This is a genomic window from Rhodococcus sp. IEGM 1379 (assembly GCF_030056815.1).
Lineage (GTDB): Bacteria > Actinomycetota > Actinomycetes > Mycobacteriales > Mycobacteriaceae > Rhodococcus_F.
This window is the reverse complement of record NZ_JASHKR010000082.1, coordinates 1-14,091: the sequence shown is the minus strand read 5'-3', so window position 1 is coordinate 14,091 and position 14,091 is coordinate 1. Positions and strand designations below refer to the sequence as shown.

11 protein-coding genes are annotated in these 14,091 nt (G+C 58.9%); all 11 read right to left on the bottom strand.

The genetic code is table 11. From position 1 onward, the window contains the following. The coding region (locus QM600_RS25030) for an ATP-dependent metallopeptidase FtsH/Yme1/Tma family protein (protein WP_283264376.1) at positions 1-685 on the bottom strand (685 nt) is incomplete at its 3' end. Between the two features lie 269 nt (positions 686-954). Continuing rightward, on the bottom strand, positions 955-1,998 hold the full coding sequence (locus QM600_RS25025) for a hypothetical protein (protein WP_283264375.1): 1,044 nt from the start codon (positions 1,996-1,998) through the stop codon (positions 955-957). Between the two features lie 280 nt (positions 1,999-2,278). Continuing rightward, entirely contained in the window at positions 2,279-3,481 is a 1,203-nt protein-coding gene (locus QM600_RS25020) for a DNA cytosine methyltransferase (protein ID WP_283264374.1), read from the bottom strand. Between the two features lie 235 nt (positions 3,482-3,716). Continuing rightward, a complete protein-coding gene (locus QM600_RS25015) occupies positions 3,717-4,463 on the bottom strand; it encodes a DUF6339 family protein (RefSeq protein WP_283264373.1) in 747 nt (248 codons plus the stop codon). Continuing rightward, positions 4,460-5,353 carry a hypothetical protein gene (locus QM600_RS25010; protein WP_283264371.1) on the bottom strand — a complete coding sequence of 298 codons (894 nt, stop codon included), beginning with the start codon at positions 5,351-5,353 and terminating at the stop codon, positions 4,460-4,462. The genes QM600_RS25015 and QM600_RS25010 overlap by 4 nt, the downstream gene beginning before the upstream one ends. Further along, on the bottom strand, positions 5,353-7,176 hold the full coding sequence (locus QM600_RS25005) for a hypothetical protein (protein ID WP_283264370.1): 1,824 nt from the start codon (positions 7,174-7,176) through the stop codon (positions 5,353-5,355). The genes QM600_RS25010 and QM600_RS25005 overlap by 1 nt, the downstream gene beginning before the upstream one ends. Further along, on the bottom strand, positions 7,173-9,740 hold the full coding sequence (locus QM600_RS25000) for a Z1 domain-containing protein (protein ID WP_283264369.1): 2,568 nt from the start codon (positions 9,738-9,740) through the stop codon (positions 7,173-7,175). The genes QM600_RS25005 and QM600_RS25000 overlap by 4 nt, the downstream gene beginning before the upstream one ends. Before the next feature lie 245 nt (positions 9,741-9,985). Then, positions 9,986-10,540, bottom strand: coding sequence for a hypoxanthine phosphoribosyltransferase (gene hpt, locus QM600_RS24995; protein ID WP_283264368.1), 555 nt, complete (start codon positions 10,538-10,540; stop codon positions 9,986-9,988). 3 nt (positions 10,541-10,543) lie between these two features. Beyond that, positions 10,544-11,521, bottom strand: a complete 978-nt coding sequence (gene tilS, locus QM600_RS24990; RefSeq protein ID WP_283264367.1) for a tRNA lysidine(34) synthetase TilS — start codon at positions 11,519-11,521, stop codon at positions 10,544-10,546. Then, positions 11,522-12,589, bottom strand: coding sequence for an Rv3626c family coenzyme F420 biosynthesis-associated protein (locus QM600_RS24985; RefSeq protein ID WP_283264384.1), 1,068 nt, complete (start codon positions 12,587-12,589; stop codon positions 11,522-11,524). Next, on the bottom strand, positions 12,589-13,998 hold the full coding sequence (gene dacB / locus QM600_RS24980; protein ID WP_283264366.1) for a D-alanyl-D-alanine carboxypeptidase/D-alanyl-D-alanine endopeptidase: 1,410 nt from the start codon (positions 13,996-13,998) through the stop codon (positions 12,589-12,591). The genes QM600_RS24985 and dacB overlap by 1 nt, the downstream gene beginning before the upstream one ends. Between the last annotated feature and the right edge of the window lie 93 nt (positions 13,999-14,091).

Here is a 14,091-nt window from a genome sequence, read left to right as displayed (position 1 = left end):
AGAACGGAACGCCGGCTTCGCCTGCGACAGCGCGAGCGAGCAGCGTCTTACCGGTACCGGGAGGTCCGTACAGCAGGACACCACGCGGGATTTTTGCGCCCAAGGCCTGGTAGCGGGCCGGGTTCTGCAAGAAGTCCTTGATCTCGTACAGCTCTTCGACAGCTTCGTCCGCACCGGCGACGTCGGCAAACGTGGTCTTGGGCATGTCCTTGGACAGCTGCTTGGCTTTCGATTTACCGAAGCCCATCACACCGCCGCGGCCACCGCCGCCCTGCATGCGGTTCATGACGAAGAAGAAGATGCCGAACAGAATGATCATCGGCAGCACGAACAGGAGAATCGACGTCACCCAACTTTGGGTGGTGACGGTGGTGTTGAACTTCTCGAGCTGTGCATTCTGGATGTCGGTGAAGATCTCCTGCGACGCACTCTCGGGGAACTTCGCGAGAATCTGCGTCTGGCCGTCGGTAGCGTCGTTGCCGTCCTTGAGCCACAGGCGAACGACCTGTTCACGATCGTCGATCTGCGCGGACTTGACGTTTTTGGCGTCGAGTTGGGAGATCGCGACCGACGTATCGACGGTCTTGAAGCCACGGGTGTCGTTGCCGAAGTAGCTGAAGGCGTAAATCACCAACAGCACTACGGCTACGAGTAGCACGTTACGGAACACAGTCTTACGGTTCATACAGGTCGGCCGATGTGGCCGGTCCTTTCGGGAGTGCGGGTCTGCCGGTCGCCGCCGGCTGTCAACCGACACCTGCAGGTTACCGTGATCGGCCCTACCTGTGCCCGTCAGCAGCCATGCAGCTCGCTCAAATGGTCGTCACTTATCTCAACGACGACCGTGCCCGTCAGGTTCCCGAGCTAAGGCGCAACATCGTTTTGTGAGCGAACACGCAGGCGATTGCTCATCATGTATCTGTCGGACGGTTCCGAATCCCGACTACCAAGCAATCAGTGAACCGACCGATACCTGTTTGCCAATGAAAAATCCGATTCTTCGACGCCCGCCAGCGCAGCCAAAATCTCTTCCGAATGACTCTCCAACACAACAGCCTTGATCGAGTTCGTACTCACATATGGTTCGGACGCAGGGAAACCTCGTAAACCGACTTCGGCCGACGCTGCGAGCAACAGTTTGGTTGCTTCCTTCTGTTGCCACGGCGTCAATGGACGGGATGTGTCCATGTCGATCGAGAATGTAGGAGTTGAATCAGCGGCAACCGACTGAGCACCGCCCATCACAACTGGTGTCCGACGAGGCCGGTTCAGGGAGATAACTGTCTGAGGCTCGCCAGTGAGGAAGTCTTCGGGTAGCTCATGCGACTTCGCTGCCAGCAAAGACACCTGCGCAGACACGGACGACCCCCGAAACCATCCCCTCCCTACAGTGACGAGACCACGACTGTCGAGATGACGAATGGCCGGCAAGAACTTCGCACTGGATTGCGGAGTCAACTGCCCGATGCGATGGCCGTCGACACGAATCTCGACTACCCACTTGTCCGTCTTGGCAGTACTTACATCAAGTTCATGCAGAGTGACGAGAAGTTCCAGCTCACCTTCAGGCTCGACAAAGCGCCGAAGCACATCAAAATGATCGTCGACTTTGGTGACCTGCACTGAACTACCGGGCGGCAGAAGCGTGTACGGAATCTCAGGTGGCTCGTTCCCCGGGGTCAACAGATGGGGGTCGCTGAGCTGAATCTCGACGGAGACTGACAAATCCACGGGAGTGCCCGGTGTATCGTCCCAACGATTCTGGTCGTATGCCCGGATCGCTGCAGGCACTGTCGGAACCAATCCGCGGTTGATCAGATCCATCAAACGACTATGGAACAGTATCGCCCGCTCACGCGCCAAATAGCCGAGCAAATAATTCGAGGCCCTGACCGAAACTGCATATCGGTCATGGGGATTGCCAGGTTCCGGGATGAGTTCGACAGTCCGTCGGACGATCGAACCTCCCGGATCGAAATCGGAACCCAAGGTGGACATGATCGCATCGATGTAGGCATGGACTCCTACAACTTCCTCGCTACACCAATCGCCACGTCCTCCCCAAAGTGGATATGGACGCCACTGCCCACCAAACTGACTCACCTGTTAGTCCTCCACCAGCAGTTACTGCAGCACGAAATCGGACAGATGCCTCAAAGCGTTTGTGAGGACTGTATCGGCTAGGTGCCCAGTCCTCGGACTGGCCGTGCTGAATGGTTCTGCAAGCTAATTTGGACTCGCCACATGCATTCCTGCACCCACGCCGATTACAAAGCCATCAAACTGCAACGGCATTAAGGTCCAAGGCGCCTTCCACAATCAAATCAGGAATCTCAGTTTCAACTGGCGTATCGGTCGAACGTGACCGTTTCCAAGTCCCGTCAACCTTCGTATCCAGCTGTGAGCTCACCGGTACGCGACCGAATGCTGCAGCCAGCGCATGAACGGCCAACCTTGGCGGCATCGCATTTCCTACTTGCTGAGCCCAACCAGGCTCGGCCCACGGGTAGTTGAGAGGGAAGGTCTGCAGTCGACCAGCTTCAGTGGGGGAAAACCGGACCTGTTCGACACCCATATGGTCGACAATGCGGTTTCGCGATATCTTGCCGGTCACCGTGGCCGACGGCTGTTCCGATGTTCGCCGCCCTCGTGCGGAGGGAATACCGCCCGAGCCGTAGTTGGACACAACCTCGAACCATCCGCGCTTCTTCGGCAGAGCAGAACCCATAGTTTCCCAAGGCAGTAAATGTGATGCACCAGTTCCCCGCACGGCACCGGCTCTGTACGACTGGTGCGTCGGTACCGGGTGGATCGGCGTCACCGTTCGGTTCGCGAGCAGCACTGCTCTACGTCGAGTCTGCGGAACACCGAATTCCTCGGTCCGCAGGACCACACACACGACCTTGTAACCGAACGACTCCAGAACTGGTTTCATCGCCTCCCACACTGGAAGGACCGTCTGCACCTGTTCCAGAACTATCGCCTCATATGGGCGACCGGCATTCAGCGCCTCTATCACCCACCTCAAGGGTTCCAACACCAGCCCTGTGCGCTCGTCATCAAGGCTCTTCAGCGACGCCGAGACATCGTCGAACCGAGCCATGCGATTGACCAGCTGCAGCACGTCCGCAAGAGCGTTCCGGCCACTACCGGATCCCGCTACCGTGAAAGTCTGGCACGGCGGCCCCCCGGCAAGAATCGTTGCTTTGGGAAAATTTTTCGGACCTAGTTCACGTACGTCACGATGCTTCGTTTTCAGGCCGGCATTTATTCGCGTTGCGACAGCGTCGTCGTCCCACTCGACGCCCTCGGCGCTCATTCCGAGCCAGGTCGCAGCAACGTCGATGCCACCGGGACCTGCGAACAGGTCCACAACTGAGTGCATGGACAGATCACGCTGCGGGCTGCGATTGTCGTCCATATCGGCGAAGTTTACGACACCGGCTGTTGACACCGATCCATCATGCAGCTGCTCTGTCACCTGCTCATCGTAGACGTCATATAGAGCGAGTAGTCGAACTGATATTCGCTTTCGCGAACCGCAGCCGATACGCAAGGACCGACTTCCCACACGTCCAAGGCAATTGCGATCATCAACCGCCCGTGTGATAGCGGTACGTCCACAATGACCGTCGCGCTCTGGGTGCCCCGACGGAGATACCAGGAGGATTGAGCAGTACGAACGCAATCTTAAACGAGTACCAATCCTGTCGGCTCTACTGAACGGCCTCGAGCGAGACTTCACGAAAGATTGCGCGGACGCGATCGTCCAACTGATCGTCGCTCAGTACTGAGAAGTCCATGAACGCCATCAACCGACGCAGTCTAGGCACAGCATCGCGGAGAACCTTTCTCCGTCCTCCCCCTCCTCCACCTTCGATCAATATGCGAGCAATCGAACGTGCGAGAGGAGTTACTCCTGCTATAGACCTGCGCTCGGTAATCTGGTTGAGATCACTTTCCGAGAGTTTGCGAAGGAGCGAATAGTCCGGGACACCGTCAACCACAGTTGCGAAAGTCATTGCTTGCCACCATAAGCGCGCAAACATGTGACGTGTCAGGTCAGTTGCGATCCAACGTTCAACGTTCTCGCCTGGAAATCGCCATCGGGTGATGTCCGGCATCACCACGATAGCGAGGAAATTCCACACTTCGCGGTGAGCCGCCTCCACTGACGTGATCTGCATAGTCCGATGAATCTCTTCTGCAGCAACGCGATCAAAGCGAATCAGGTCCGCGTTCCCTACCTCGCTCGGATACCCACAATCGTGCGCAATTGTTCGAATCGAGTCTGCCAACTCTTGCACACCAGACTCTCCGATACGCCTCCCGCCGCTGGCGGCATAGGTCATCTGGGGGTGCCTAGCGCGCGCTGAACGAGCCATCTGTGCGGGATCTCCGTCGAGTTTTCGCAACTCGACCATTCCCAACGCGAGACTCAGCCGGGGCCAAAGTTCAGTCATGACACTGTCCGCCCAAATCCAATAGAACGCGCCCCTGCCACGATGGAACTGCGTAAATCCATCGAGGAGCCAAGCATCGATTCGGCCGTCCACGCGGGTGGGTCAATCAGCACCCTGAGAGCAAGCGAACGTGCTGCGGCACCGAATGATTCGCGATCACAGCCTTCAAGCTCATCCCAACGCGCCAGCGACCATCGGACGATCTCTTCCACCAGGCCCTCTTCCATCTCTTGAATCAGAACCAACTGCTCATCCGTGTGGTTCTTCTCCTTCTGAACCGCCTTGACGAGCTTCTTGTCCAAGGGATTAATCAGGAGTAATAACGCACCCATCGCGGGTTCGTCGGGACTCAGCGGCATTCGAAGATGCCAGCTGGCACCCTCATCGATTCCGAAAGCCGCGAAATCTACGACTTCTGTGGGAAACATTGCTTCGGAGCCGGTGAGGCGAAGCGGTTGCTCATCGTTCCAAAGGATGGAGCCCGCATGGCGGGCCTCCCCAGCCAAGGGACTCAATCGATCCCGCTCGAGCACCAACCTCCTGGTCAGAGCGATAGTTGCACCCGCATACTGCGGATCAACCTCGATCTCGACATCGAACTGCTCGTCGACGAGAGGCACGCGCGTCGTTGGTCCGACGAGATAGGTATCCAATGCTCGCCACCCGAAGTGAAATGCCAGAGGCGAGCCGTCGTCGAGTCGCGTATTGGCCCGAATCATCACCGGATCCGCAATAATGTTGCACCGCAGGCGAAGCCCTGAGCGGTAGTCCCAATTCTCGACAGCCTCTCCCAGCGGCTCCCACTCACCTTCAACCAGCCGAGACCAACTCGACGGCTTCACGCTCTCGGAACTCGGCACGAAATACGGACGAACGTCTTTGACCGCCATCAGATTACATCCTCGACAACGAAAGTAAGCCTCACAACGGCGTCCCTAGGCGGCCTCATGGAAACGATCCATTTTCGAGGGTCCGCTCGCGCAACGGAAATTTGACTCCCCACTCGATTTTCGCCCGTTTCCGGGCAGTCCCAGCCCACAATCACTGGCTGCTCCAAGTGCCCCCGCGACTCAATACCACCGTCGATTACAACGATGGGTTCTGCTACCACTGACTTGGTCGTGGGCCACGCGGGCAACTCGACTGTTGCGACTACAAGAGCCTCATCTCCAAGCACGGTCAGTTGCGGGCCCTCCACAATCTTTGGCTTCAATGCGGAACGGCCACCGGATTTCCCTGACTTGTGTGCTCGTCGCTCTAGCTGCCCAGCACCATCTCCGGATGCGCCTGACACAAGACCCGACAGCCGTCCCGCGAGTGGAGCCAACGCGGCTTCGTGATGTAAATCAGCATCGACATCTCGAACCGAAGGCTTGAGACTACTTTTCACGAACGTGGTTCCGAGTCGGACGACACCCAGCGCCGTGCCATGTAGCCCACTGGTCACCCAATCATCATGTGTGGGTGGCTCGGCATCTGAAAAGTATTGATCGGCATCAATGCCGGCTTTGAAGACTGCACCATACTGAATCGCTTCATCCGGATGCGGATCTCCAGATACATAATTTACGACCAGATCCGCTTGACGCATTCGCGCACAGTGGTGTGCGGCGCCACTGAATGGGGCAGCCAGCGACAGCAGATAATTCTGCTTGATGGGCGCCATCGACTCAACCTTCGCGAAACGACCGATCTCCTGAGGCTTGGTCCTTCGAGCTGGCACATCGTATTCGCCATCCAGCGATAGTTTTCGATAAGCGTCGACGAATGGTTTCAATTCGATCGTTTCAGCTGGATTGGGTATGGGGACAGTGAATCCCTCGAACTTAACTGAGCACCGCAGGCGGTTTTCCACGCCGTCGATCATCTTCGGCCACAGGTTCCACAACATGGTCGAGGCGATAAACTCGGCGGCCGACTCCGGTGTGCGTTCCTGCTCTACATCGCCGTTTCGAACTGCTCCCAGATCAACATCGATGATCGCTACAGTCGTACCGGTTTGCCCCTCTGTAAACCTCGGCAAGCCGAGGGCCGTTGCCATCTCTTCAGCATCGCCATCTACCAATGCCTGCGCGATTTCGCCCTCCAGCACACCAAGCCAGTGACGTCCGGTGTAGCGAACACCCTTGTCTTGGAATCCATCGCCCATCGCAGCACCGATCAATCGACGCTGCGGCCGACCTCGGAAGATGCAACGACTGTCAGCCACGATCACATGGCACCGACTGACGTTGTACAGGATTCCTTTGCCGAATCCGTAGGAGCCTCCCCCCAGGTCGACGCCCTTTCTTTCCCCGACATTTCTGATGAACTTGACGAAGTCGGCCCGCTCCCCCTCGCGGGGCGGTTCATCTGCTCGAAGAGGACCACCTAGACCAGTCGTGCCACGATCAGAAATCGTCAAGATAGTCGGCTGTCGGTCCAGTGCCTCCGCCAAACCAAGCGACGCACCTACTGGTCCGGGGAGAAGGAACTCCCGCCACCGTTCGAGCCTGTTGCCGGTTAGTTGACGAATCTGCACATTGAAGTCGACATCCTGACCGGGAAGCGCTGCATCGCAGCTATTTTGGGCTGCCTCGCGGATGAGAACGGTCAGCGGATCCAGCTTGGGTTTCCCGAGTTGTCGACGAATACCTTCAGATGCCGTAGACCCCTCTGCAGCGACCCGTTGTGACCACCACTGTGATCGATCCGCGGCCTTTGAATTTCTCAATTGGACTCCGTGCCTACCAGTTCATCGAGTTCGTCCTGATTGGATTCGATCTCGGCATCGGTCAGGTCAACACTGACGTAGGTCTGGGCAACCGGGCTTGTGTCGTCAGCAGCACCGGGGAAGACGAGAGCCACGCCGATTACGTCTTCAACTGCATTCAGAGGCTTCCTTGAATCCTTGTTCTGCTCCAACGGTTCCGACAGCGGATCGATCGGATACACGAGAAGTAGGCCCTTTCGCTGCACGCTTGCATCTTTGTCTCGCGCATCCATCAGTGCGCCTTCACTCAGCTTCCTGGCGGCAGTCCCTGGCATGAAGTCAACCGCACGATGATCCTTCGACATCAGAGTCTTGATGTCAGCACGCTCGACACCGTCATCTTTGAGCTGAGATCGAACGATCCTCCCGAAATCGAACCCGCCGAGCCTGACAAACCCCTTGTCTTTCCCCGGCTCCGCAGCCAAGATTGCCAGGTTCCATTTGTCGAGACTGCTCTTCCTCCGTTGCTTCACGACATACTTGGTGATCAGCTCGGCGTCGAGGTCTGGCGAATCCGTATGTACGTTGTAATCGGCCAAGAAGGTCAGCACATCGTCCGCATCCACATCGCGAAACAGCACGGAGCCGGAGTCCAAGACGTCGCCTTCGATTCCTTTTGTGCGAACACGAGAGACAAGTCCGTCGGCAGCGTCCTTGTTGTGTAACAACCACTCCGCGTCTTGTGTGTGGAAGTAGCGCGTCTGCACCCGTCGGCCGCCGTACGACGCGTAGGCGGGGATAGCTGCGCCCATCTTCGCTGTAATTCGGAGTGTGGGATGAGTTCTGATTCGAACACCGAACTCCGTCGGCGTCAGATCCTCGGACTCGTATCTCTCAATGTCCAGTCGAATTTCACGCTCAACCGTCGCAAGGTGCCGGAACCACTGTCGCAGCTCCTCAGTCATCCAGATTCGAGGCAGGTCTTCGTAGCCGGGCCGGAAGCCAAACCACCTTGCCATCTGCAGCAATGTGTCGTATGCACCCGCAGCGCGGACGAAGTAGCTGACGGTCAAACCCTCCAACGTCAGTCCGCGACTGAGCGTGTTCCCTCCGACTGCGATAGCAACTTGGCCGGCCTTCGAGTAGTCGAGTCGGTCATCGCTTCGAAAATTGTCAATGACGATTCGACAGGCCGACAAGACATCTTCAATTTTTGTCGACACCTCATCGAATTCGAGTGAGTTCAAATCGAATTCGGAAGAGGGCACCTTTCCGGTCTCGGATTTCCATTGCGCTCGCAAGCGATCCTTGGTTGACGCATCATCGGCCGCCCAATTCTTTGAAAGTCTCTCCACATATGCAACCAAGGGGCCCTTGAACTGGCGATGGATGTCCGTCTTCACCGACGTGTGAATCAACATCGTGGAATGCCCGGCATCACCGCGAGCACGTCGCGCAGCCGTGGACAGTACAAACCAATCCAACGCATTCTCGAGCGTCGGCGGAATAGAGGGTATGAAAGTTGCAGTGGCGGTTTTCCCCAACGGACGCACATCGTCGACGTCTTCGTCAGGAATGATGCGCACCATATTGGAGCCGTCGAGGTCTTTCCCATTCGCCTCGTCCCCCTCGACCGCATCCCGACCGAATATCTTTTCAGTGCCGAAGTAGCCCTTGGGCTCAGGAAGATTGAGGATGAAATCCTTGGGGTACAGGTCACCGCCGGCAGGATCAATCAGAATGTTTGCAAATGGCGTTGCCGTGTACCCGATGTAGGTGCTCTTCGGGAGCTTCTCGATGATTCCCCGAATCAGTGGGTTGATAGTGCGAGTCTCCACACTTGCCTGATCGGCCTCATCGTCGATAATGAGTGTCGGCACATCAGTCAAAGCTCGTTGCTTGACTGCCGGCTGCAACCACTTGTCCAAACGCCGCAGAACCGCGGCATTCTTCTTCACGACGGCAAGGATTACTCCACTGTCATCGACGTGAAGAAGGGCCGTCGACTGCATGGCGGGCGCTCGGAAGTCGTCGTCCGCATTCGTCAGTTGCTTCCACTTCGTCGGCGTGAGCTTATGAAGCTGCTCATCAAGTCGCTCCTGGGTCTGCTTTCGGAGCCCATTGTGAATTCCCGATAATACGATGATGAATTTGTAACCGACGTCCGCGGCTTTCGCGATCACTGCAGTGAAGTTGGTGGTCTTGCCCGATTGCACGTAGCCCACTACGAGCCCCTTTGCATCCCACGACGACTCACTGGGGCGGGGTGTGTAAGCAATCACTTTGTTGGACGAGCCGTCCAATGATTCAACCCGATCGCTCGGCCACGACAGGTCTCCTCGGATGTAGCGCTCGAGGGCAGGCCAGTAGGTATCGGCACTCTCGTTCGGTCCCGCATACCAAGGCTCGCGCGGACCGTGAATGATCGGCGGGCCGGTGTTGATCACTCCGGAGAGGTGGCTGCGGTACTCCGCTTCGAACTCGTCGAGTTCCTTCGCGGTAAGCCTGCCTTTGAAACGCTTAAGCGCGGATTCCAACGACGTCTTCCTCGCCCAACCTGCAAATACATCGTAGAAATCGTCCATCAACCCCATACCTCCGTGTCGCCTCGCGACTGAACGGTAGCGCAGGAAGTGAAAAATTTACGTTAGCCGTGATCCGGCTTGTCTGAAGTGACGCCACCACCAACGGAGACGCAGAAAGATTGCACCCTCAAACCTCTGTCGGTAAACCACACCACTGGAGACCCGTAGACGGGCCTCCAGATGCAGAATCACTTGTCACGAGGCAAGCTTGCGTGCGCACTCTGTCAGTTCAGAAGCGAGCGGCCTCAGCCGCCGTAGACCTCGGGGTCCAGCAGACCGATATACGGCAGATCGCGGTAACGCTCGGCGTAATCGAGGCCGTATCCGACAACAAATTCGTTGGGAATGTCGAACCCGACGTCACGCACGTCGACGTCGATCTTCACAGCGTCAGGCTTGCGGAGCAGCGTGACAACCTCGAGCGAAGCGGGGTTACGGGTCTTGAGGTTGCGCATCAACCACGAGAGTGTGAGACCGGAGTCGATGATGTCCTCGACGATCAGCACGTGGCGGCCGGCGATGTCCTTGTCGAGGTCCTTGAGGATGCGCACAACACCCGAAGAGGACGTCGAGGAACCGTAGGAGCTGACAGCCATGAACTCCAACTGTGCAGGAATCGGCAGGGCCCGCGCGAAGTCCGTCATGAAGAAAACAGCGCCCTTGAGGACACCGATCAACAGCAGGTCACCCTCGGGTGCACCGACCGGGTAGCGCTTGGCAATCTCCTCAGCCAGTTCTGCCGTTCGCTGGCGAATCTGGTCTTCCGAGATCAATACCGATGCGATGTCACCCTCGTACACGCGTCAAACCCTTCGTCGGTCTTCGAATCCAACGGTCAGCCTGCCACGTCGACGGACCACCACCAACCTCGCCTCCGGGGTTCCGCCGCCGATCGCGACACCACCTTGCCCGCGCCAATCGGTAACCAGTGCGTCGACTGCACGTAACTGCTTGTCCGTCAATGCTTTTGCGCCACGATCACGAAGCCAGCTCCGGATGACGCGCCTACGGATAGCGCTCGCCGAATCCGCGAGTGTGGCGACTTCCACTCCCCCGTCGACAACAACGAGTCCACGAACAGTCGCGGCACGTTCGTCGAGGACCTCTCCGTCCTCACGCAATTGCGCTGCGGTGCGAGCCAGTGCCTCGGCAACGCCGCCGCCGAGGATCTCTTCGAGAAGCGGCAGGGCCTCGTGCCGCAACCTGACGCGAGTGAACTCGTCGTTGGTGTTGTGTGGGTCTTCCCACGGCGTGATCGACAGGTCGACGCAGGCTGCCCGGGTCACCGACCGTCGCACACCGAGCAGTGGGCGGCCCCACGGATAGTCGCAGGCCTGCATTCCCTGAATGGAGCGACCACCGGATCCCCGGGCAAGCCCGAGGAGAACTGTTTCTGCCTGATCGTCGAGAGTGTGCCCGAGAAGGACCGGCAAGTCTCCCCTGGCGCCGTCCAGAGCCCGGTAGCGGGCATCACGGGCTGCCGCCTCGAGGCTTCCACTGCCGTCCACGTCAACTGCCAGCACTTGAACTGATCGGACTCCCAATGACAGGGCCTGATCTGCGGCAGCGCGAGCAACATCGCCCGAACCCTCCTGGAGGCGGTGGTCGACGATCAAGGCGTCGACCGACTCCGCCTCGGCCACCGCAGCCGCCGTCAGAGCAAGCGAATCGGCACCACCCGACAAAGCCACGACAACAGTGCCGTGCGACTGATGCCTGCGGAGCCACGCCCGCACCGCCAGCCTCAATTCCAACAGCGCCGCAGTTTCAGGCAGCAACATCTAGCCGAGCACTCGCTTCACCCACGCGTCGGGGTTGTCGATCTCGTCGAGCAACGGCAAAGTGTCCGGACCCGTCCAGATGGTGTTGAACTGCTCCATCCCGGCCTTGAGGACGACGGCGTCGACAAATGCCTTACCTCGGACGTACTGCGCCATCTTGGCGTCCATGCCGAGAAGCATCTTGATGATGCGCTGTACCGGGTTGGACTTGCGCTGTCGACGTTTGTCGAAGGCAGCGCGAATCGTGGTCACCGACGGCACCACGGCGGGTCCGACGGCATCCATGACGTGATCGGCGTGGCCTTCGAGGAGCGTTCCGAGAATCAGCATGCGGTCGAGAGCGTCGCGTTGCGGCTCCGCCTGCGATGCCCGCAGCAGCCCGATGATTCCGCCGGGAGTGGAGTCGTCTGCAGCGGCCGGGTCTTTCCGGGACCGTAGTTCCGCGGCGAGGCGCCCGACGACGTCCGTCATCGACTCGTCGACCGTCGCACTCAATGTTTCGACGGATTCCTTCATGTATCCCGCCAACCACGGTGACGACGAGAACTGCACGCGGTGAGTTACTTCATGCAGGCAAACCCAGAGCCGGAAGTCACTCGGGTTCAGTCGCAGAGAACGTTCGACGGACACGATGTTCGGTGTGACGAGCAGCAGCGTTCCGTGCTCACCGGTGAATGGGTCGTACTGCCCGAGAATCGCCGACGACAGGTACGCGAGCATCGCGCCGGCCTGCAGACCCGCAGGCTTGCCCACCAGAAAGTTTCCGGTGCCGTCCGGATCTGCTCCGGTGAGGTTCGCCATCGACCGCGATGCTGCGGTAATCCAGCCGGCGCGATCGAGGACATCAGCGGCGGGGACGGGGAGGCCGTCGGCGAGGCCGGTGACTTCACGCACCGGCAACTCAGCGCGCTCCGACGCGTCGGCCAGTTCGGCCGTGGCGGTTTCGAGTGTGTACCTCGACATCGCGGGACCGTTAGGAGCAAATTTGATGCCGGCCTTCGCAGCGAGACTCCAATCGACTGCCCCACCCAGGGTTGTCGATTCTTCGTCAGGAGTCTTGTCGGCCACTATTGGCACCCGCAATTCCTCAATGCTCCGGCGATGGCGTCCAGGGCTGGACGGCTCACTTCAGGTGGTCGATCGTTCGACATGAGAGCAAAGGTGAGCACTCGGCCGTTTTGATCGACTACAAAACCTGACAACGCACTCGCGGTCGACAGAGTTCCCGTCTTGGCTCGCACCCAGCCTGCGCCGGTCCTGTTGCCCGACGCGTAGCGGTCGGACAAACTGCCCGTTCCACCGGCAACGGGCAGGTAGTCGAGCAGCGGGCGAAGTTTCGGATCCCCGTCACCCGCGGCAGCCGTCATCACACGATCGAGAACTTCGGCAGGAATCAGATCGTCGACGGACAACCCGCTCGAATCGAAGAGCGAAACACCGGTGTAGCCGAAACCTGCTGCCTGCAGAGTCTTGCCGGTCGCGTCGACGGCACCGGCGAACGAGGCTTCGATGCCTGATGCAATCGCCACCTCACGTCCGATGGTCTCGGCGAGCACGTTGTCGGAATGGTCCATCATCTGCATCAAGCGGTCACTCAGGGGCGCGGATTGCACGGTCGCGATCGGCTTGGCACCGGCCGGCGCAATTCCTGCGCTGACCTTGGATTCGTCGACGCCGAGCGCCTTGGCCAGAACCTTGCCCGCATCCAATGCCGGTGTTTCCGAGCGCGGTGATTCGTCCTTGGTTCCGTCGAAGCGACCGCCCTCGATCATCACGGACTCGATAGGCGTGATGTATCCAGCAGCGACGTCGGCGTCGAACCACCCCTTGGCCATCGTCTCGCCCTTGAACAGGCTGCTGTCCACGACGATGCTGTCCACGGCTGTTCCCGACGCCTTGATCTGATCGACCAGGTCGTCAATGTGCGCCGCATTGGCGTAGTACCCACTCTGGCCTTTGGGCGTGGCGGTCAGTGTCGGGTCACCGCCACCGACCAACACCACCTGCCCCGGTACCGAACCCGCAACAACCGTTGTCGACACCCTGTGATCGAGCGGCAACTTCAACAGCGCCGCACTGGCGGTGAGAATTTTGGTGGTGGACGCCGGTGTCATAGGCGTCGACGGGTCGACGCTCCACAGCACCTTCCCGGTCAATGCGTCAGCGACAACACCGGAGAACTTCCCCAGATCCGGGTTCGCGACAGCCGGACCGATAGCCGCGGCGATTCCTGCTTCCGACGGCATCGGCGCATCCGCCGGAACGGGCACCACCTGCGGCGACGGAGTTACCGGCGTCGGCTGCGGAGCCGTCGTCACTGTCGCGTTCTGAGTGGGTTCCTCGGAGGATCCGAGAGCCACCGCCAGCACCGCTGCGATAGCCACCACGGCAACGACGCACACCGCGAGAAGTACGCGAACTGTGCGTCGTCGATGCTCTTCCAACGAGCCGATCTTTTTCTTTCCCTGGCCCGCCAACGCCCCTCCGTCTGTACTCGCCTTGCTGGGTGGTCAGCCAACCTTATCCTTGACCCGATATCCTTCCGACGAATCATTACCGACACGACAGCG

Bases quoted from the DNA above. Each gene is read 5' to 3' on its own strand.
- QM600_RS25025 (WP_283264375.1), bottom strand. From the start codon at position 1,998: ATGTCCACCTTGGGTTCCGATTTCGATCCGGGAGGTTCGATCGTCCGA.
- QM600_RS25015 (WP_283264373.1), bottom strand. From the start codon at position 4,463: ATGACTGAACTTTGGCCCCGGCTGAGTCTCGCGTTGGGAATGGTCGAG.
- QM600_RS25010 (WP_283264371.1), bottom strand. From the start codon at position 5,353: ATGGCGGTCAAAGACGTTCGTCCGTATTTCGTGCCGAGTTCCGAGAGC.
- QM600_RS25000 (WP_283264369.1), bottom strand. From the start codon at position 9,740: ATGGACGATTTCTACGATGTATTTGCAGGTTGGGCGAGGAAGACGTCG.
- tilS (WP_283264367.1), bottom strand. From the start codon at position 11,521: ATGTTGCTGCCTGAAACTGCGGCGCTGTTGGAATTGAGGCTGGCGGTG.